Genomic DNA, 20,858 nt, shown 5'->3' with positions numbered 1-20,858 from the left:
GTATCCCCTCGCTGAAGCGGAGGGGTTTTAGCCTGCCCACATCACTCCTATAATGGGAAGCCGTAACCTTTTTTCAGGAACCGCAGTATGGTGTCTTCTCCGATTAAACCTGAAGCCCCCGTTCGTCACGATGTCAAAGATTTGAGCCTTGCGCCTTTAGGGCAGCAACGCATCGAATGGGCCAGTCGGGAGATGCCAGTGCTGCGCCAGATTCGCGATCGCTTTGAGAAAGAAAAGCCCCTTGCGGGCATTCGCTTGGCCGCCTGCTGCCACGTAACCACTGAAACTGCCAATCTGGCGATCGCCCTCAAAGCCGGCGGTGCTGACGCTGTTCTCATTGCCAGTAATCCCCTCTCCACCCAAGACGATGTCGCCGCTAGCCTAGTCGTGAACTATGGCATTCCGGTCTTTGCCCAAAAAGGGGAAGACACCGCTACCTATATGCGCCACGTCAACGTTGCCCTTGATCACCGTCCCAACATCATCATTGATGACGGCTGTGATGTGGTTGCCACCCTTGTCAAAGAGCGCCAGCACCAACTCAGCGACATTATTGGCACCACCGAAGAAACCACCACTGGTATTGTGCGCCTCAAGGCCATGTTCCGCGATGGCGTCCTCACCTTCCCCGCCATTAACGTCAACGATGCCGACACCAAACACTTCTTTGACAACCGCTACGGCACCGGTCAATCCACCCTAGATGGCATCATTCGAGCAACGAACATTCTCCTAGCGGGGAAAACTGTTGTCGTTGCTGGCTATGGCTGGTGCGGTAAAGGAACCGCCCTACGGGCACGGGGCATGGGTGCCAATGTGATCGTCACCGAAATTGATCCCGTGCGTGCCATTGAAGCAGTGATGGATGGCTTCCGTGTCATGCCCATGCTCGAGGCAGCGCCCCTTGGAGATATTTTCATCACCGTGACGGGGAATAAGCACGTGATTCGGGCGGAGCACTTTGCCGTTATGAAAGATGGGGCAATGGTAGCCAACTCCGGTCACTTTGACATTGAAATTGACCTCGCCACCTTGAAAACCCTCGCCAAGGAAATCCGCGTCGTGCGCAACTTCACCGAGGAATACATTCTCCCCAGTGGCAAATCCATCATTGTGTTGGGTGAAGGCCGCCTGATTAACCTTGCGGCTGCCGAAGGCCACCCCGCCAGCGTCATGGATATGAGCTTTGCCAACCAAGCCCTTGGCTGTGAGTACCTCGTGAAATATAAAGGTCAGTTGGCTGCCGGTATCCACTCCATTCCCGCCGCCGTGGATCAAGAAATTGCCCGCTTAAAACTGCAAGCAATGGGCATTGCCATTGACACCCTCACCCCTGAGCAGGTGGAGTACATGAACTCTTGGACTTGCGGTACCTAGTCCTCCCATCAAATCGTCTCCAATGCTGAATCAGTTACCCTTCTTGAGCGAGGTCAGTGAAGCTGCGAACCCTGACCCCATTTTTAACGGTTGGGATCACGAGGGGGATCCACCTGATTCGGCGGGTTGAAGCGAGAGGGATCATGCGGCTGACCTTGGGGGCACGGTTCAAAACCGGGATTACCTAACAACTCTTTATTGGATTCGCGATAGATGCAACTTCAGCATAGACTTAATACGAAAACTGTATGAAGACAAGAAAAATGTAGCAAAATTTACAAATATTCATAGTTGACCTGTCTAAGATTGGGTGTTCAAGTAACCCGTTGAAGACAAGGGCAACAACCGTGAGCAACAAAATTGAAGCCATTAAAAAAGAAAAAGATGGCTTAGCGGTTAAACAAGAGCTAGAGAAGTTTGCAGCTATGGGCTGGGAAAACATCCCAGAAGCCGATCGCGACGTGCGCCTGAAGTGGCTAGGGATTTTCTTTCGGCCTGTTACCCCCGGCCGGTTCATGATGCGGCTACGGGTACCGAATGGCATTCTCACGAGCCAACAACTGCGAACTCTCGGCGAAATTGTCAATCGCTATGGCGAGAATGGCAACGGGGACATCACTACCCGTCAAAACATTCAGATTCGTGGTTTACCCATCGAAGATATTCCCGAAATCATAGAGCGGCTCCAAGCCTGTGGCCTCACCTCGGTTCAATCGGGAATGGATAAAGGCCGCCTCCACCGGCATACAGTAGATACAGCGCAAATTACAGCGATCAGTGACCGATAGACGCAACTTACGAATTTGTCGCCCTTGGGCATCGATCAAACCCTGGTTGAGATCGGGAGTAGCCATACCTCTCAGTCCTAACTCCATGGAAAATAGCGATAGCATGCCCCAGCGGCAAACACGGCTTGAGAGGCGGGGAGTTCTAGAAACCCATCAGTGTCAGCCAAGGCCAAAAAGTCACCAGAATTTTGCATCAGACGGGGGTGGGCAATCAGTTCGGCGGTGTTTGTTGTTTCTAGTTTAACGGGTAAAAAGTAGGTTAAGGGCTTCTCAAAAGAGAAGGGAATGGCCAAGCGGGCATACAGAAGCGGGAGATCCAGTACATAGCGGTGTAAGCACACCAAACTAGAGACGGGGTTCCCAGGCAAACCAAAGACCGCCGTTTGCTGAGTGTGATCCACGCCAAACCAGAGGGGTTTTCCGGGCCGCTGAGCAACACCGTGGATATATTGGTGTACCCCATGATCCCGCCACAGTTGGGGTAAGTAATCAAACTTACCTTTGGAAACGCCACCGCAGTAAATCAAAAGGTCGTAATCTTGGCAAGCTTGGCGATAATGGGCTGTCAATTGCGCTGGATCATCGGGCAAATGGGTGACACTGAGGTGGGTATACCCTTGGCGCTTGAGGGCAGCCATTAGAGCGTAGGCATTGGAGAGGCGGAGTTGATGGGGTTGCGGCACGTGATCTGGGGGAAGCAGTTCATTACCTGTGGCAACAATTTGCGTGCGTGGCCTGCGCTGCACACGAACTTCGGTCTGTCCCACAGAGGCGAGGATGCCCCAAGCCGGACTGTGTAGCGGGGTACCTGCCGCAAGCACCTGTTGACCCGCCGGCGCATCACTGCCACAGCGGTGGACAAATTGATAGGGCGACCAAGGTTCGGGGTGGCGGATATAGGCCATGCCGTCTCGAATCTCTAGGACTTCATAGGGAATAACCAGATCGCAGCCTTGGGGCAATGCGGCACCAGTCATCACTTCAAAGCAGGCCTGTGGATCCGTCAACATGGGAGGAACCTCACCAGCAGGGACAACTCCCAAAATTGGAAAGGCGCGCTGACCAGATTCATAGGCTGCCCATCGCAGTGCAATCCCGTCCATCATGATGCGGTCAATGGGCGGGTAGGGGCGATCGCTGCTAATGGCTTCCGCCAGTCGGCTGTACCGAGGCTCAGTCAAAGGGGTGGTCTCTGTACCCCAATCGGGCAAATGTTGCTGAATCAGGTCAACGGCTGTTTCAACGGAAATCATTTGCTATACACGTTAACTCCGAAATAGGCGGCAGTAGAGCGTTTCGTGCTGCATACTGGCGAGGGCTAAGCCCAAGGTAGAGCTTTCTAAGTTATCATCAGTCACCTTCAAGCTCTGCTGCACCGTCTGCTGGATGTGGGGCTGAAGTTGACGCAGGAGAACTTGACCCGCCGTTTGGCCAAGGGGAATGAGTTTCACCGCTGCATTGATCAGGGTGGTGACCCAACTGTGGAGATAGCCTAAAAGGGCGGTTTCTAGGGGAATGTCGGCAAGGGTAGCGGCAATGCAAAAGGCAACACTGACATTCCAAGGGTAGGGCTGCCCAGTCTGAAGTTCTGGCGGTAGGCGATCGAGGACAGCCACGAGGTTGATCAATGCTGTTCCCATTTGCCAATTTTGGGCACGCAGTTCGGCGCTTTCCCGGGCAGCCGAGAGCCACGCATTCCACTGGTGAACGGCATCAAAATCAGCCTTGGCGATCGCCCCATAGACCCGCACCATCACTGCTGTTTCTAAGTGGGCACTGCCAAAGGTCAGTTCAAAGCTGAGCCAGTCCTGTACGGTTGCTGCTGAGGTGATTTTGCCTTGGGCAATCAGGGTCTCCAAGCCCTCGGAGTAGTTAAAGCCGCCAATGGGCAAAGCAGGACTCACCCACTGCAACAAGGTTAACAGCGCTGAATCAGTGAGCATGGTAAGCACCGCGTTCAGGACAAAAGGGAGCCACTTCAAAGGTCACCGTCAAGCCGCGCTGTTCCAGCATGGTTTGCAACACGGAATCTGCCCCCAAGCGGAGATAATCAGTGTGAATTTCCAAGGGGACGTGGCGATTCCCGAGATGGTAAGCCGCCTGTAGAAGGCCAAGGGGAGTGGCGGCCATCACCTTTAATGTGGGTTCGGGTTTAGCGTAAACCGTGACTACCACCGTGCCGTCCTCGTTCTGAAGGCGATCGCCCGGCTGTAGAGTGATGCCACGCGGCAACTTCAGATAGAGGGATTCTCCCTCATCACTGTGGCAATGGAGACGACTGCGACAGCGTTCCTCTGCGGTCAATGAGAGGTGCAGCTGACGGGCATTTTCCAAAGTTGTAGTGCAAAGTTGCGTCAGTGTGAACATCAAACCAGCGTTAATTCAATAATTTTATCAAAGCGGAATGTTTTCACCAGTTGCTGAAGGCCTGCAATCAAGGCGGCTTCTTCGGGTGGGATTTCAGCAATCAGTTCGCGAATGCGCTTGCCATCGAGCTTTTTGGCGGCTTCTTGGAGTTCAGCAATCCAAGGGCGGGGCATCACCATTAGGGCGGCTGGATCCAGCACCTGAGGACGGGGGGCACTCGCAGGGGGCAGAGCATCCTCGTAGACATACTCTAGATTTAACTGGGCGGCGAGTCGTTCAAAAATCGTTTGCGGACGGAAGGGCTTAGCAATGTAGTCATCACAACCGAGATTCAGCAGCTCCTGTTTGTCCTGCTCAAAGCTACTGGCGGTCACCGCCAGAATTTTTGGGGGGCAGACGGCTTCGCCGCGCCGCAGGCGATCGCCCACTTCTTTTTTGATCTGTCGTGTTGCCGTTTTACCATCCATCACAGGCATGCGAATATCCATGAGAATGGCATGGGGCTGCCATTCTCGCCAGATCTCCACCGCCTCTTGACCATTGCTGGCTTCTTGACAGCAAAAGCCCACCGGTTCTAGGAGTTGAGTGAGGAGTTGGCGGTTTTCAGGAATATCATCTACCACCAGAATGCGGACTTCTGAGGTGGGCGATCGCAGGCCAACAACGGTTTGTGCCGTTTCCTCCTCTAGCGCTTGGGGATCCCCAAGGCCAATGTTGATCTCGAAGTAAAAGTGACTTCCCTGACCTTTGGTGCTGCGCACCTGAATATCGCCCCCCATCAATTGCACAAACTGGCGACTAATGGCTAACCCCAGACCAGTGCCTTCACTGACTTTTTTACTGCTATCGGTTTGGACAAAGGGCTGAAAGAGCATTTTCAACTCTGCCGAGGTCATGCCAATACCCGTATCACTGACTTCAAAGGCAAGTCGCGGGGGTTCCTGCGCCTTATAGCTGACCTTGAGGGAGACGCCCCCCTCTTTGGTGAATTTAATGCCATTGCCCAAGAGGTTGACCAGCACTTGGCGGAGCTTCATTTCATCGGTAGTCACCGCCACAGGCAAATTAGCAGGCAAATCAAAGACCAGACGCAACCCTTTAGCTTCAGCTCGCACCTTTAGCATTTCTTCGAGGGTTTGCAACATGCGCCGCAGATCAAAGGTGGTTTCCTGAAGTGTGATGCGCCCAGCCTCAATTTTGGCCATGTCAAGGACATCGTTAATCAAACCCAAAAGGTGTTCACCGCTGCGGTTGATCTTTTCAAGGGTTTGCCGCTGCTGTGGCGTCAGGGTGCGATCGCTGAGCAAAATTTGACTAAAGCCGAGAATGGCATTGAGGGGGGTGCGCAGTTCATGGCTCATATTGGCCAGGAAAATACTTTTGGCTTTGTTGGCCGCCTCTGCTGCCTCTTTGGCCTTAAGTAGCTCCCGCTCCGCTTGATGGCGTTGATGGGCCGCAAGGGCAATTGTGACAATATCCGCCACATTGGAGACGAAGCTGCGTTCCTCCACCAGCCAAACCCGATGCTCGCCAATACTCTCAACACAGATCGCCCCCAATAATTGGCCATTGAAGATGATCGGGGCATCAATGCGGGAATACACCCGTTGGAGTTTGGCATACTCCCGCAGTTCGTGGGTGCGCGGATCCGTGAGTAAATCATTAACCACGAGGGGTTCCCCGCTGCGCAGCAGTTTCAAGTACTCCGGATAGGGGGGTTGGGTGAGGTAGGTGGGTTGGGTATGGTGATTGGCAGCAGGGTCGTATTGCACAACACACTTGAGGCGATTGCCTTGGAGTTCCCACGCCGAAGCCCGCTGGACGCGCAGTGTTGTCGCGGTTACCTGAATAATCTCCTGCAAGGCCATGCGAAAGTGCCCCTGCTGTACGTGGGGAGATTGGCTGAGTTGCACAAGAGCCACATTGTGGTCATGGAGCACTCGTTCTTTTTCGAGCAGTTGTTGATTGGCCGCCTCAAGGGCAGCAGTACGGTGCATCACTTCTTCTTCCAGGCGTTGATTAAAGCGATGCAGTTCAGCAAAACTCTCTTGGAGTTGCCCCGCCATATCGAGAAAGGTTCGCCCCAAGTTCCCCACTTCATCTTGGCTGTGGGTGTCCACATCCCCTTCAATTGCGAGATCCCCCACAGCAATTTTGTGCGCTGCTGCATCCAACTGCTGAATCGGGCGCACCATGTAGCCTGTGACTCCCCACGTCACCAGACTAATGAGACAGAAAGAGACGACGAGAATGAGCAGCCCCGCCCGTGTTTCCTCGTGGATAAAGGCCAAGAGGATCGCTTCATTGAGGCGAATTGCCAGACTCCAGCCGGCTTGGGAAATCGGGGTGTAAAAGACCCATTGCCGCTCATTGGAAGTCCAATCCCGCATCCGCAGATGGCCACTTTGGCCGCTGACCATGGCTCTGCCCAAGGCCTCAAGATCACTGCGATTTTCTTCTTTGGCAATGTAGAAAATGGACTGGCCAATGAACTGAGGATCGCCGTGAAAGATAATCCGTCCCTTGCGATCCAAAACAAAAAATTGCTCCTCCTTCAGGCCTTGGATATGCATTTGTCTTTGCAGCGTTTCCAGTGCCACATCCACTGTGGCCACCCCTCGCACTTTCCCCTGACGACGAAAGGGAACGGCATAGGTCACCCTCCAGACATCCCCTGCCCCCTCATCAAAGTAGGGATCACTCCAGCGGGATTGGCCAGTGCGGATTGCTTCGCTATACCAGTCCCATCTCGGCTGCGTGTAGTCGTAGATGCGGCCGGTGTCTTTTTGTACCAGGGTGCCGTTGTTTTTATAAACGTAGGGGGCAAAGAGCCGTTTACGAGGGGAAAAGCTGTAGGGGGTAAAGGCGATCGCCATGCCATAGGCCAGATGATTCATTTCCACATTGCGGCGCAGAAATGAATACAGTTGCTGCTCACTCGCGAGCGGGAAGGTCTCTAGGGCATGGGCACTGGCCGTTGCCAACTCCACCATCTGCTCTAGGTTGTCATCAAATTGGGTGGCATAGAGCGATACCATGGCCTGCTGCCATTCTTCATAATCAGCGGTACTGCGGCGAATCACCCGCCCGCGAATGTAGAAAAACAGGCCTGTGTAGATGACAACAATGGGCAAGAGGGTCGCCAGCAAGAGCTTATGGCGAAAGGATAGCTTGCTCAGCATGGCGATCGCCCTCCCTAGGCTTTCCCCTTAATTTTAGGCCGCCTAAAACGGCGAATCCTCTCTCTAGGAAAGGGGACTGAGCACTTTGCTGTCGCTGTCAGTGGCCACCTCACCCACCACTTCGGGGGTATTGGTTTCCGAAGGCGGCACCACCTGCCAGAAGAGGGGTAAATAGCGCTCCCACTGCTCCAAAATTATTGCGGCTTTGGCGCTTCCTGTGCGCTCGTGGTGGGCAGTAATCAGTTGTTTGAGTTGGGCGGCACCAATAGCAGAGGTGACCCGCTGAATTTTGACAATCTCAGGATTGACCTTGGCGGGGAAGGTGCCTGCTTCATCCAAGATGTAGGCCAAGCCACCAGTCATACCGGCACCCACATTGCGACCGGTGGTGCCCAAGACCACGACCACCCCACCGGTCATGTATTCGCAGCAGTGGTCTCCTGTGCCCTCGACAACGGCAGAGGCTTTGGAGTTGCGAACAGCAAATCGCTCACCGGCACGGCCGTTGGCAAAGAGGAATCCACCCGTAGCGCCATAGAGGCAGGTATTGCCAATAATGACATTGTCCGCAGCCGCATAAGGGGCATTAGCGGGGGGCTTGATAATAATTTCACCGCCGTGCATGCCTTTGCCAACATAGTCATTGGCTTCGCCTGTGAGGTTGAGGATCATCCCCGGCAGGTTGAAGGCGCCAAAGCTCTGGCCAGCACTGCCGCGGAAGTTGAGGGTAATCTGACCTTCAAAACCCGTATTGCCATACTTTTTGGCAATGGCACCGGCAATGCGTGCCCCGACGGTGCGATCAGTATTGACAATGGGCAGCTCTAGTTCAACGGTTTGCTGCTTCTCAATGGCGGCTTGCACCTCTGGGCGTGCCAAAATTTCATCATCGAGGACGGCACCGTTACTGTGCACTGTTTCGTGCTGCAACCACTGACGATCGCTGCGCGTATCCGGTAGCTTCGTCAGGCAAGCCAGATTGAGGGGGGCAGTTTTCGTCAGAGTGACATCTTGGCGAGGCACCAGCAGATCAGCGCGACCAATGATCTCATTGAGGGTGCGGTAGCCCAGCTTGGCGAGAATAGAGCGCACCTCTTCGGCAATAAAGAGGAAGAAGTTCACCACATGCTCAGGGATGCCGGAGAAACGCTTGCGTAGTTCCTCTTTTTGGGTGGCCACGCCCACGGGACAGTTATTGGTGTGGCAGATGCGCGCCATGATGCAGCCCTCGGCAATCATTGCCACTGAGCCAAAGCCAAATTCCTCGGCACCCATCAGGGCCCCCATGACCACATCCCAGCCACACTTGAGGCCACCATCGACCCGCAGAATCACGCGATCGCGCAGTTGATTTTCCAAAAGAACGCGGTGCACCTCCGTCAGCCCCAATTCCCACGGACTGCCAGCATGCTTAATCGAACTCAGGGGTGAAGCACCGGTGCCACCGTCGTGACCGGAAATTTGAATCACATCGGCGTTGGCTTTTGCTACCCCAGCGGCAATCGTACCAATGCCAATTTCCGCCACTAGCTTCACGGAGACTTGCGCTTGGGGATTAATCTGGTGCAGATCAAAGATCAGTTGCGCCAAATCCTCAATGGAGTAAATGTCGTGGTGGGGTGGGGGTGAAATTAAGGACACGCCCGGCTTCGATCGCCGCAGCATGGCAATGTAGGGGCTAACTTTCGTGCCCGGCAGTTGACCGCCTTCCCCCGGTTTTGCGCCCTGGGCAATCTTGATTTCAATTTGCTGGGCATTGATCAAATACTCCGGAGTAACGCCAAAGCGGCCAGAGGCCACCTGTTTAATGGCGGAACTGGCGGTATCACCGTTGCGCAAGCCCCGCAGATGGGGAAATTGGGGAGAGTGCCCCTCAGCATCCACATCCGTCAGCACTTGGAAGCGAATTGGATCTTCGCCCCCCTCGCCAGAGTTGGATTTACCGCCAAGACGGTTCATGGCGATCGCCAGCACCTCGTGGGCTTCCCGCGAGAGAGCCCCCAAGGACATGCCCCCTGTGCAGAAGCGTTTGACAATTTCACTGGCGGGTTCAACCTCCTCGAGGGGAATACTGGGGCGATCGCTCTGGAAGTCCAGCAAATCCCGCAGTGCCGTGGGTACCCGACTGGTGAGTTGACGGCGATAGACCTCGTAATGGTCATAGCTATTGCTGCTCACGGCTTTGTGGAGTGCCTTGGCCATCTCCGGATTATTCATGTGGTACTCGCCACCGGGACGGAATTGGACAAAGCCAAAGTTCTCTAGTTTCTTGGCGGTGAGTTCGGGGAAGGCCTTGTGGTGAAAAGCAATTGTTTCTTGGGCCAAGTCTTGGAGCGTGAGACCCCCCACCCGCGACGTGGTGCCAATGAAGGCTTTGTTGAGCAGGTCATCACCAATGCCAATGGCCTCAAAAATTTGAGCACCCCGATAGCTGGCAATCAGAGAGATCCCCATCTTGGAGAGGATTTTCAGGAGTCCCTCCTCGACCGCTTTGCGATAGTTGGCTTGCACCTGTTGCAGGGTCAGTTGCGCCAGTTTGCCCTTGGCCATCAGGCTTTGGGTGCGATCGCTATGCCACCACTGGCGAATCGTTTCCCATGTCAAGTAGGGACACACGGCCCCCGCGCCATAACCAATGAGGCAGGCAAAGTGATGGGTACTCCAGCATTGGGCTGTTTCCACCACAAGGGAGACACGACGGCGAATGCCCTGGGCAATCAAATGGTGGTGCACTGCCCCCACAGCCAATAGGGGTGGGATATAGGACGTGTCGGCATCCAAAAGATGGGGTTCGCCAGCAAGGTTGTGGCGATCGCTCAGCACAAGGATTTCAGTGCCTCCCTTGACTGCGACGGCGGCCTGTTCACAGAGCCGATTTACAGCGGCCTCGAGACCGGCAGGTCCTTGGGCGATCGCAAACTGGGTCGAAAGGCGGGTCGTACCAAAGGGTGCTCTGAGAATCTCCTCTAGCTCCGCTTCGTTGATTAGGGGTGAATTGAGTTGCAGCAGGCGGGCATCTTCTGGGCTTTCAATGAGCAGATTTCCCCGCTTACCCAAGCGAGTCACCAAGGACATCACCAGTTTTTCCCGCAGCGGATCAATGGCGGGATTGGTGACTTGGGCAAAGCGCTGCTTGAAGTAGTCGTAGAGCAGGTGGGGTTGCTGCGACAGCACCGCCAAGGGAATGTCATCCCCCATGCAGAAGGTGGGTTCCTTGCCATCCTTGGCCATGGCCTCAATAATCATCTCCACATCTTCGGCACTAAAGCCAAAGGCCATTTGCTGTTGTAGGCAAGTCTGGCTTTCGAGGGTGAGGGTTTCGCCGTAGGGTTGAGGCGCAAGTTCTTGGCGATAGGTTTTCAGCCATTCGCCGTAGGGCTGCTGCTGCGCCACCCGCTGTTTGATTTCCCAGTTGGTGAGGAGTTCTTGGTGCTCCAAGTCAACGGCAATCATCTGCCCGGGGCCGAGGCGGCCTTTTTCAATCACCGTTGCTTCATCAATTTGAATGCTGCCTGCTTCGGAAGAGACAATCACGAGATCGTCATTGGTGAGGGTGTAGCGGGCGGGGCGTAGGCCATTGCGATCAAGGGTGGCACCGACAATTTTGCCATCGGAAAAGGCCACCAATGCAGGACCATCCCAGGCCTCTTGAATGCCACTGTAGTATTCGTAAAAGTCCACCACCTCTGGGTAATCCGCCAAATCGGGCTGATTTTGATAGGCCTCGGGAACCAGCATCATCATCGCTTGCAAGGGCTGTCGTCCCGATCGCACCAGCAATTCAAGGACGTTGTCGAGGTTGGCAGAGTCACTGTTTTCGGCATCGACAATCGGCATGAGATCCGCAAAGGCTTCCCCCCAATAGGGATGGCTCAGTTGGGCTGCCCGTGCCCGCATCCAGTTGATATTGCCCAAGAGGGTATTGATTTCGCCGTTGTGCCCCAGCATCCGCATCGGCTGAGCCAAGGGCCACTTGGGCATGGTGTTGGTACTAAAGCGACGGTGGTAGAGGGCAAAGGGGGTGATGTAGTTGGGGTTCCGCAGATCGTCATAAAACTGCGCCAGCACCACCGATCGCACCATGCCCTTATAGACAATCGTGCGGGTCGAGAAGGAACAGATATAAAAATCCTGTCGCCAATCCGCTTTGGTTTGGGCGATCATCCGCTCAATGCGCTTGCGGGTCAAATAGAGCTGCCGCTCTAATTCATCGCCACTGGCTTTGCTCGAAGCCACAAAAAGCTGCTCAATCTGGGGCTGATTTTGTTTGGCTTGCACCCCCAACACACTGGGGTTTACAGGCACCGGTCGCCAGCCCAATAGGCGCAGTTCATTCTCACTGAGGATTTTTTCCACAATGGATTTGGCCGCTGCTGTTGCCGCCCCTTGGGGCAAAAAGATCATCCCCACCCCAATCCGCTGGCGGGGAATGCCAAACTCCGGCAACAACTCCCACGGAATGGCCGTCATGATGCCCGCACCATCCCCAGAGTCGCGATCGGCACTACAGCCCCCGCGGTGTTCAAGGCAGGTCAATCCCTCAAGGGCTTGGGTCAAGATGCGGTGACTGGCCACCCCCTTGCGATGGGCAACAAAACCCACACCACAGGCATCTCGCTCGGCCACAAGCCAAGGCTGTCCATGGTAACCAACTGGATGCACGGGGGAAGAAAAGGTGGATTGTTGCATGGGTCTGAAAGCGTTCAATCGACTGAGGGATAAAAACGTTGTCTGGGCAACAGCAACCTGCTCTAGGGACTGAAAAACGCCACGACTCGAAAGGGGGAGCCAAGGCGACAGTATAGAGATTAGAGAGTGCTGGTGATGGATCAACGTATAGGGTCTTTCGCTATTATAGGGGTTTCTCTTGGATCCAGAAACGCCAAAGCAAGAGATTGTTAAGATTTGGCCATAGGAGCTGGCAAACCAGCGATCGCTGAAGCTGACTTGAGGGCTAGAACGCCGCAGCAGAGAGGGGTTAAGGTTGGCGCTCAGGCTGGCGTGATATTATTAAATTTTCCAACTAAACAACAACGCTTCCAGATTAATTGCTTGGTAAAACACGCCCATGAGCTTTGCTGCTGATTCTTCTCGGATCATTCCCACGGAGTTGCGGGACGAAATTTCGCGCTCATACCTTGAATATGCCATGAGCGTCATTGTTGGGCGTGCCCTTCCCGATGCCCGCGATGGTCTCAAGCCGGTACACCGGCGGATTCTCTACGCCATGCACGAGTTGGGACTGACCAGCGATCGCCCCTTCCGCAAATGTGCCCGTGTGGTGGGGGAAGTGCTAGGGAAATATCACCCCCACGGCGATTCAGCGGTCTATGATGCCTTGGTGCGGATGGCGCAGGACTTTTCTATGCGTCACCCCCTCATTGATGGCCATGGCAACTTTGGCTCCATTGACAATGATCCGCCGGCAGCGATGCGCTACACCGAGTGTCGGCTGCAAGCCTTGGCCACAGAAGCCCTGTTGCAGGACATTGAGCAGGAAACCGTTGACTTTGTTGATAACTTTGATGGTTCCCACCAAGAACCCCTCGTCTTGCCGGCACGGATTCCCCAGTTGCTCCTCAATGGCACCTCCGGCATTGCCGTGGGGATGGCGACGAATATCCCGCCCCATAACTTGGGAGAACTGGTGGATGGGCTGGTGGCCTTAATTCATAACCCCCAGATCAGCGATCGCGAGCTCATGCGCTACATTCCGGGGCCCGATTTTCCCACCGGGGGGCATATCCTTGGCCAAGAGGGGATTGAAGAGGCCTACACCACCGGTCGCGGGTCAATTACGCTGCGCGCCGTGGCCACGATGGAAACCCTTGAAGCACCGGGTCGCCAACCCCGCGAGGCAATTATCGTTACGGAGTTGCCCTACCAAACCAACAAGGCAGCACTCATGGAAAAAATTGCCGAGTTGGTCAACGAGAAAAAAATTGAGGGCATTGCCGATCTGCGGGACGAAAGCGATCGCGAGGGGATTCGGGTGGTGATTGAGCTAAAACGGGATGCCTACCCACAGGTGGTGCTCAACAATCTCTACAAGCAAACGCCACTACAGGTGAATTTTGGCGCCAATATGCTGGCGATCGTCAACGGTGAGCCGCAACTGCTGACCCTCAAGCGCAGTTTAGAGGTGTTCCTTAGTTTCCGTGAAGAGGCGATCGCCCGCCGTACCCGCTATGCCCTGCGCAAGGCCGAAGAACGGGATCACCTGCTCCAAGGATTGCTGGTGGCGCTGGCCAATCTTGATGCCGTGATTCAACTCATTCGCAGTGCCAGTGACACGGCCCTTGCTCGCCAGCAATTGATGCAGACCTATGCCCTCAGTGAAGCCCAAGCCGATGCTATTTTGCAGATGCAACTGCGGCGCCTCACCGCTTTAGAAGCGGAAAAAATTGAGCGGGAGCACGCGGACCTGCAGCGACAAATTGCCGATTATCGCGATATTTTGGCCAATCGGCAGCGGGTGCTGGAGATTATTGAAAAAGAAGTCACAGAACTCAAGGCCAAGTTTGCCACACCTCGGCGATCGCTGATTGTGCAAGCGGATGGGGAGATTAGCGACACCGATTTAATTGCCAACGATAAATCCGTTATTCTCGTTACCCAGCAGGGCTACATCAAGCGGATGCCCGTAGATACCTTTGAAGCCCAAAGTCGCGATGGGCGGGGACGCAAAGGGGCAGAAATTAAAGAGGATGATGCCGTTGAGCACTTCTTCAGCTGTAATGATCACGATCGCATTCTTTTCTTTAGCGATCGCGGTTTAGTCTATGCCTTGCCCGCCTACCAAATTCCCAGTGGCTCGCGCCAAGCCCGGGGCACCCCCATTGTCCAACTGCTGCCTATTCCCCGCGAGGAAAAAATTACCTCCGTCATTGCCGTTCAAGAGTTTAGGGAAGATGAGTATTTGGTGATGCTCACCCGCAAGGGCTTCATTAAGAAAACGGCACTGGCAGCTTTTAGCAATATCCGCACCAATGGCCTGATTGCCATTTCCCTTGAAGAGGGGGATCAACTGCGGTGGGTGCGGCGTACCCGCGAAGAGGACACCATTATTATCGGCTCGCGGCAGGGTATGGCGATTCATTTTCGCGCCAGTCACGATCAACTGCGCCCCCTTGGCCGCGCCACGCGGGGGGTCAAATCCATGAGCCTGCGGCCGGGGGATGAACTGGTGGGGATGGATATTCTACCGGCGGCGATCGCCAACCGCTTTGCCACCACCCCTGAGGATGACAGTGGGGAGATTGAAGACTCTGAGGAGACAGTGACTCACAGTGAAGGCCCTTGGGTACTGGTAATTACAACCAATGGCTATGGCAAGCGGGTACCCGTGCAACAGTTTCGGCTGCAAAACCGCGCCGGCATGGGCATTACCGCCACCAAGTTCAAAGCCAAAAGTAACGAGGATCAACTGGCGGCTCTGCGGATTGTCAACGCAGAGGATGAATTGATGATTGTCACCAGTCGCGGCATCATTATTCGCCAAAAGGCAATGGATATTTCCTCCCAGTCGCGATCGGCCACAGGCGTTCGTCTGCAACGCCTAGATGAGGATGATGCGATTGTCACGGCAGCCGTCTTGCCCCCCGGTAGCATGGAGGCCGAGGAAGATTGAGCACCACCGCCTTTCTCACGGGTGCCAGTGGCTTTGTCGGTACCCATGTGGCTCAGGTTCTCGTAGAAAGCGGGTATCACGTCCGTGCCCTTGTGCGGCAACCGCAGCAGGCAGCCCACCTCAAGGCGTGGGGTGTGGAGTTGGTGCAAGGGGATCTCCGCACCAGTGACCTCGTTGCCCCGATGCAGGGGTGCCAAGTGCTCTTCCATGTTGCAGCCCACTACAGTCTGTGGCGGCGCGATCGCTCCCTGCTCTATGTCGTTAATGTAGAGGGCACCCGTCGCATCTTGGCCGCTGCCCGTGAGGCTGGCATTGAGCGCACCGTTTACACTAGTTCCGTAGCCGCTATTGGTGTTGATCCCAGTGGCCAACCCACCACCGAAGCTTACCAAAGCCCCCCCGAAAAGCTGATTAGCGAGTACAAACGCTCCAAGTACTGGGCAGAGCAGGTGGCTCACGAGGCGATCCGCCAGGGGCAAGATATTGTGATTGTCAATCCCAGTACCCCCATTGGCCCTTGGGATGCGAAGCCCACCCCCACTGGCGAAATGATCCTGCGCTTTTTACGGCGACAGATGCCCTTTTACGTCAACACGGGGTTGAACCTGATCCATGTGCGGGATGTGGCGATCGGTCATCTCCTAGCATTGGAAAAAGGCAAAACCGGTGAACGCTACATCCTCGGCCACCAAAACCTAACGCTGGCGGACATTCTAGAACGGTTAGCTGCTATAACTGGGCTGCCGCGCCCCTTGGGTGAAATTCCCGTAGTGATTCCCCTCGTGGTGGCTTGGTTCGATGAAGTGGTGCTGGGGGCGTTGGGCAAACCACCCGCGATTCCTGTGGATGGGGTGCGAATGGCACAGCAAAAAATGTTTTACGATGCTCACAAGGCCGTGGCCGAATTGGGCTTGCCCCAGACGCCGATTGATGAGGCGCTCCGAGACGCCGTGACTTGGTACCGCGACCGCGGGTACTGCCCCTAGGGTTTGCGATATAGTGAGGAATGGAAATTATGAAGTTTAGTTAAGAGCTATGTTGGTTGCGCCCTTTGCCTCTCAGTTACCCTTTGTGGAAGAGACGCTTCACAGTGGTTATCAAGCCTTGCAATGGGGCAAAAACATTTTTGCGATCGCCCACAAAACCCTGAGTGCGCGTCTTTTAAATACCCTCTTTCCCACCGAAGAGCGGACGCAACCCCTTAGCCCTGAGTTACAAGCATGGCTCAAGGAACGTTATGAAGCCCTACTCCAGCAGGATTGGCAGGATGCAGCGGCTGGCTTGTATCCCCCCACACTCCTTTTTGATGCCCCTTGGGAAGAGTTTTTGCGCTTTTATCCAGTGCTGTGGCTAGATTTACCGCAGATGTGGCAGCGGGCGCGATCGCGCCAATTTCAGGAGTTTGCCAAAGACGTGCGCCTTGAGGACTATCCGCAGTATTATCGCCAAAACTTCCACTACCAAACCGACGGCTACCTCAGTGAAACCTCCGCCAACCTCTACGATGTTCAAGTGGAACTGCTCTTTGGCGGTACGGCAGATGCGATGCGGCGGCGCGTGATTGCTCCCATTGCCCAACATTTTGCCACTCATTCTCCTACGCCACCCGTACGCATTCTCGATGTCGGCTGTGGCACCGGTCGCACCCTGAAACAACTGCACTATGGCTTCCCGGCGGCAGCACTCTTTGGCATTGATCTGTCACCCACTTATTTGCGTAAGGCCAACTCGCTTCTTGCTACCCAGACCGGGGATTTGCCGCAACTGATTCAAGGGAATGCCGAGAGCCTTCCCTACGTGGACAACTACTTTAGTGCCATCACCTGCGTCTTTCTCTTCCATGAACTGCCCGCCCCAGTGCGCCAAAACGTGATCAATGAATGTGCCCGCGTTCTCCAGCCGGGGGGCGTCTTTGTCATCTGTGACTCAATTCAAGCCTTGGATTCCCCAGAGCAGCGCCCGATGATGGAAAACTTTGCCAACCTTTTCCACGAACCCTTTTACCGCAACTACATTGAAGATGATCTCAACATCCGCTTAGAAAAGGCGGGTCTGGTCGTCAAAGAGGTGCAGCACCACTTTATGAGTAAGTATTGGGTCGCCGTTAAGGCTTCTTAGCTCAAAAGCGCCAGTCCGCTACGGTTTGTAACGGTGCCTACCTCCTGCGATGTGGGGCTGTTAGGCTGAAGGCAGTACGTCAAAACGTCCTTTCCTTGTTCCAGTCTGGAGGGTTAATTGATGGATGGGCTGGCATGGCAAGCGGAGTTTGTCTCTGGCTTGGCGGAAATGGATCAGGAACATCAGGCACTGCTGGAGATGCTGCAGCAGTTACGCTCGGCGATCGCTGACGGGGCAACCTTTTCGCAAGTGAAGCCGCAGTTACTAGAGTGCGCCAGCGAAACAGAACGCCACTTCCAGCACGAAGAAACCCTGATGGCTGCTGCTAACCATCCCCTCTATCTCTCCCACCGTGCTGCTCACCAAAATCTGCTACGGGATTTGAGTAGGGTGCTTGAGGATGTCCAGGGCCATCCCGAAAAGTTGACGCCAGAGACCATTGAGGCGATTGGTGCCCTAGTGGTGCGCCATATTCGCGAAGAAGATCTGCCAATGCTCTACCTGCTCACCCATCCCGAGGAGCTAGCGCAGCAACAAGCGGCTGAATTAACGGCTAAAAATGCCTTCTAAATTCCCGTGCTAACTGCTGGTTTTGCGATGTTGAATTGCCGTTAAGCCACTCGTTTGCAGCAACTCACCACTCTCGACCACGGCGTAGATGAGCCAGTGGTTGCCACAGTTCATGCGGGACTCCACCGTGCACTCCAAATAGGCAAGGGCATCGAGTAAAATCGGGGCGCCACTCTCAGCACTTTTGAGGCCAAGGGTGGCTAATTGTTGCTCACCAAGGCGTTGCGCCTGCTGAAATTGGCGAACGAGGGGACTGCCTTCCTTGAGAATATTCAACACAAAGCGATCGCCCACCAAGCAGAGGCTTTCTGCCCATTCCTGCGGCAAGGACACAGTAATTCCCGGCGGATTAAACGAAGCTTGAGACACCGACGACACCAAAATAGCCGCTGCTTGCGTGAGGTGAAAACACCCCTCGGGCAGCGTTGTCAAGACACACAGCGAACCCACGACTCGGTTCACGGCTTGCTCAGTGCGATCCACCTGTGCTTCCACAAGACTGGGGGGGCGGACGGTGCGGCTCTTGCGCAATTTTTTCAGGGCTTGGGCAAACTCGTTGGCGGCAATTTGGCACTTTTCGAGATCGCTTGCCGTGGGGGTAAACTTTACCCGCAGTGTTTCAAAGCCAAGGGTATAACCCGCATCCAGCAGCTTTTGCTCAATGTCATCAATGGCCTCACCGCTCCAGCCATAGGAGCCAAAAACTCCCGCCAGTTTGGTTTTGCTGCCCTCGGCCAAGATAAACCCCAAAGCAGTCTGCACCTGCGTTGGCATGTGCCCCCCTAGGGTGGGTGAGCCAATAATAAAGCCGTCGCTACTGTGGATCAGGGCTTGCATTTCCGCTGGGGGTGTGGTTTCACAGTTAATGGCCTCCACTTGAACGCCGGCTGCGGTTAAGGCTTGGGCGATGGCGTTGGCTAGAATTGCCGTATTGCCATAGGCAGAGGCATAGAAAAGCGCCACCTTGGTGTCCTGTTCCGTTTGGGCTTGGCACCAGTCGCGATAGTCCTGAAAGAGGCGGCTACGGCTAAACTTGACAATCGGGCCGTGGGCGGGGGCATAGAGGCGCGGTGGCGGTGTCAGTTCTGCCAAGCGATCCAAAATACTTTCCACTTGGCGGGTTTGTGCCGCATGCAAACATTCAAAGTAGTAGGCACGATCCTCATCGAGTTTTTTCCACTGCTCATCGTAGAGGCTGTCGCCACAGACATGGGCACCAAAGAGCTTATCTGTGAACACAATTTGATTCTGAGGATCAACGGTGATCAAGCCATCGGGCCAGCGGGGCGTGGCAGCGGCAATAAATTCCAGACGGCGATCGCCCCCCAACTCCAAGGAGGTTTCCGCTCGGGGAATCCAGAGATTCAATTGCTCGCCAAGGGTGGAGCGAAATGTCACTGCCCCTGCCTTGGAGCAGACGATAATGATCTGGGGCGCTTTTTCCAGCAAAACCTTGACGGTCGCAAGACGGTTGGAGTTGACATGACTAAGAATCAGGTACCGCAGTTGACTGAGATCAATGTGCTGCTGGAGTTCTTGCAAATAAATCTGGGTAAAGGATTCCCCCGGCGGATCTAGAAGTGCGGGTTGGGGGGCTTGGATGAGGTAGGAATTGGAGGTAGTTCCCTGTTGGCGGCCATACTCTACTTCAAACTTCAGCCGATCCCAAGTGCGCGATCGCAAGACCAAAACCCCAGGCGCAATTTCTGCGACTTGAACATCACGGGGACGAGCTTCCGTGAGCATTGGACACCTCCTGAAGACCTATCTGCGGTACTGTTATCGAAAATATCGAATAGCACTGCCACTATAACGTAGTTTAATAGCCTAGGGAATTGCCAGTAAAAACTTTTATTCTTGATCATTATCATTAATGTTTTATTTATCATTATCATTAATGTTTTATTTGATCATTTTTCAAATAGTGAAATCATTATTTCAAATAGCAAGATTGCTAAGTAATTGGGATTCAAGAAATTGGTCAATGCTTAAACACTTTAATACTTTCTAATCATATCAAATAAAGAGAGTCAGCTTTATTATTTTTGATCTTTGTTTTTATATCTCTTTTATAAGCAGAATCAATGAATACAGCCATTTTTACCGAAAAATTGTGTCTCATACTAATTCAATTCGAAGATAGGCTGAATAAAGACTGTGTAATAAACGACCAGCCCGTCAAAGAACGAATCACTCCCGCTGTCATTGGTGACAATACAGCTTGCAGCTTTTGACGCAGGGCTTCCAGTGTCTTGAACGACTGCCATGGCAATGCTGCCATAACCGCTCAATGGGATTGACCTCGGGAGTGTCACGACAGTCGGTGTCCAATTCATGGTGTTTGCGCGATGGGCAGCAGCTTGATCCATCTGCACCACCAACACCGCATTGGGATACTGTGAATGAAGTCCTGAAAAGCTCGACCATTGAGCTGGTCATCGACCTGAAAAAGTGTTCTCCCGTCAAAGGCTCGACGACACCATCGAGCCAAAAGGTGGGTTGCCGCCATTGATAGAGGCCTTGGGGCTTGAGGCCCGGCAACGTCAGCCGCCGTCCCGTGGGGGATGATGCGGGCGGCTGCGGGGGGCGCCTTAACTGCCAATAACTACTGGCGTCCTCCTTGGTGATAGGCGTTGAGCCAGCAAGTCATGGTGGACGCCTTGCGATGGAGCAATTGGGCCATTTGGGGGCGACGGTGGACAAGTCCTGGCTTGAGCCAGTAGAGCACCTGCAAGCGTTCCTGCTGTCGCGCAGGCGAACGGTAGTGATCAATACAGTTTATCCCCCTGCCCCCCATTAGCATAGGATGCAATACTCGTAAGAGTC

11 protein-coding genes and 2 pseudogenes are annotated in these 20,858 nt (G+C 54.3%); 6 read left to right on the top strand and 7 right to left on the bottom strand.

All coding sequences use genetic code 11. The features are described 5' to 3' along the window. The first annotated feature begins 102 nt into the window (after nucleotides 1-102). Together ahcY and nirA are read left to right on the top strand one after the other, a co-directional pair. Nucleotides 103-1,377 (top strand): adenosylhomocysteinase, encoded by a 1,275-nt coding sequence (gene ahcY / locus IGQ15_RS10930; protein ID WP_363315851.1) that lies wholly within the window; start codon nucleotides 103-105, stop codon nucleotides 1,375-1,377. Nucleotides 1,378-1,724: 347 nt separating this feature from the next. Continuing rightward, nucleotides 1,725-2,102 (top strand): annotated as a pseudogene (nirA, locus tag IGQ15_RS10925) (ferredoxin--nitrite reductase); the annotation flags it as partial. Nucleotides 2,103-2,242: 140 nt separating this feature from the next. Here the strand turns inward: nirA and IGQ15_RS10920 are convergent. The 5 genes from IGQ15_RS10920 to IGQ15_RS10900 form a co-directional block, all read right to left on the bottom strand. Beyond that, nucleotides 2,243-3,418, bottom strand: coding sequence for a molybdopterin molybdotransferase MoeA (locus IGQ15_RS10920; RefSeq protein ID WP_297051687.1), 1,176 nt, complete (start codon nucleotides 3,416-3,418; stop codon nucleotides 2,243-2,245). Between the two features lie 12 nt (nucleotides 3,419-3,430). Continuing rightward, entirely contained in the window at nucleotides 3,431-4,108 is a 678-nt protein-coding gene (locus IGQ15_RS10915; RefSeq protein WP_297051686.1) for an urease accessory protein UreF, read from the bottom strand. After that, nucleotides 4,098-4,532 carry an urease accessory protein UreE gene (ureE, locus tag IGQ15_RS10910; RefSeq protein ID WP_297051684.1) on the bottom strand — a complete coding sequence of 145 codons (435 nt, stop codon included), beginning with the start codon at nucleotides 4,530-4,532 and terminating at the stop codon, nucleotides 4,098-4,100. The genes IGQ15_RS10915 and ureE overlap by 11 nt, the downstream gene beginning before the upstream one ends. Continuing rightward, nucleotides 4,532-7,714 carry an ATP-binding protein gene (locus tag IGQ15_RS10905; RefSeq protein ID WP_297051682.1) on the bottom strand — a complete coding sequence of 1,061 codons (3,183 nt, stop codon included), beginning with the start codon at nucleotides 7,712-7,714 and terminating at the stop codon, nucleotides 4,532-4,534. The genes ureE and IGQ15_RS10905 overlap by 1 nt, the downstream gene beginning before the upstream one ends. A gap of 63 nt (nucleotides 7,715-7,777) precedes the next feature. After that, a complete protein-coding gene (locus tag IGQ15_RS10900) occupies nucleotides 7,778-12,403 on the bottom strand; it encodes a glutamate synthase-related protein (protein ID WP_297051680.1) in 4,626 nt (1,541 codons plus the stop codon). A 379-nt stretch (nucleotides 12,404-12,782) separates the two neighbouring features. Between IGQ15_RS10900 and gyrA the strand changes: the two genes are divergently transcribed. The 4 genes from gyrA to IGQ15_RS10880 all read left to right on the top strand — a co-directional run bounded on the left by gyrA (nucleotide 12,783) and on the right by IGQ15_RS10880 (nucleotide 18,032). Next, nucleotides 12,783-15,344, top strand: a complete 2,562-nt coding sequence (gyrA, locus tag IGQ15_RS10895) for a DNA gyrase subunit A (protein WP_297051679.1) — start codon at nucleotides 12,783-12,785, stop codon at nucleotides 15,342-15,344. Continuing rightward, nucleotides 15,341-16,330, top strand: coding sequence for a hopanoid-associated sugar epimerase (hpnA, locus tag IGQ15_RS10890; RefSeq protein ID WP_297051677.1), 990 nt, complete (start codon nucleotides 15,341-15,343; stop codon nucleotides 16,328-16,330). The genes gyrA and hpnA overlap by 4 nt, the downstream gene beginning before the upstream one ends. A 49-nt stretch (nucleotides 16,331-16,379) precedes the next feature. Next, the gene (locus tag IGQ15_RS10885; protein ID WP_297051675.1) at nucleotides 16,380-17,462 is read left to right on the top strand and encodes a class I SAM-dependent methyltransferase; all 1,083 of its coding nucleotides are present in this window, start codon (nucleotides 16,380-16,382) and stop codon (nucleotides 17,460-17,462) included. A gap of 120 nt (nucleotides 17,463-17,582) precedes the next feature. Continuing rightward, the gene (locus IGQ15_RS10880) at nucleotides 17,583-18,032 is read left to right on the top strand and encodes a hemerythrin family protein (RefSeq protein ID WP_297051673.1); all 450 of its coding nucleotides are present in this window, start codon (nucleotides 17,583-17,585) and stop codon (nucleotides 18,030-18,032) included. A 9-nt stretch (nucleotides 18,033-18,041) separates the two neighbouring features. Here the strand turns inward: IGQ15_RS10880 and IGQ15_RS10875 are convergent, their stop codons facing one another. Continuing rightward, entirely contained in the window at nucleotides 18,042-19,778 is a 1,737-nt protein-coding gene (locus tag IGQ15_RS10875; RefSeq protein WP_297051671.1) for a diflavin flavoprotein, read from the bottom strand. A gap of 859 nt (nucleotides 19,779-20,637) precedes the next feature. After that, nucleotides 20,638-20,858, bottom strand: a pseudogene (locus IGQ15_RS10870) (hypothetical protein); the annotation flags it as partial.

This window comes from Thermosynechococcus sp. M98_K2018_005 (genome assembly GCF_015295825.1).
In the GTDB taxonomy this organism is placed as follows: Bacteria; Cyanobacteriota; Cyanobacteriia; order Thermosynechococcales; family Thermosynechococcaceae; genus Thermosynechococcus.
Note: the sequence above shows the minus strand (reverse complement) of the source record. Positions and strands in the feature narration are given on the sequence as shown.

Excerpts from the sequence above, each read along its gene's own strand:
- IGQ15_RS10900 (WP_297051680.1), bottom strand. The coding sequence starts at position 12,403 with ATGCAACAATCCACCTTTTCTTCCCCCGTGCATCCAGTTGGTTACCAT.
- IGQ15_RS10915 (WP_297051686.1), bottom strand. The coding sequence starts at position 4,108 with ATGCTCACTGATTCAGCGCTGTTAACCTTGTTGCAGTGGGTGAGTCCT.
- ureE (WP_297051684.1), bottom strand. The coding sequence starts at position 4,532 with ATGTTCACACTGACGCAACTTTGCACTACAACTTTGGAAAATGCCCGT.
- gyrA (WP_297051679.1), top strand. The coding sequence starts at position 12,783 with ATGAGCTTTGCTGCTGATTCTTCTCGGATCATTCCCACGGAGTTGCGG.
- IGQ15_RS10885 (WP_297051675.1), top strand. The coding sequence starts at position 16,380 with ATGTTGGTTGCGCCCTTTGCCTCTCAGTTACCCTTTGTGGAAGAGACG.
- IGQ15_RS10875 (WP_297051671.1), bottom strand. The coding sequence starts at position 19,778 with ATGCTCACGGAAGCTCGTCCCCGTGATGTTCAAGTCGCAGAAATTGCG.
- IGQ15_RS10905 (WP_297051682.1), bottom strand. The coding sequence starts at position 7,714 with ATGCTGAGCAAGCTATCCTTTCGCCATAAGCTCTTGCTGGCGACCCTC.
- IGQ15_RS10880 (WP_297051673.1), top strand. The coding sequence starts at position 17,583 with ATGGATGGGCTGGCATGGCAAGCGGAGTTTGTCTCTGGCTTGGCGGAA.
- IGQ15_RS10920 (WP_297051687.1), bottom strand. The coding sequence starts at position 3,418 with ATGATTTCCGTTGAAACAGCCGTTGACCTGATTCAGCAACATTTGCCC.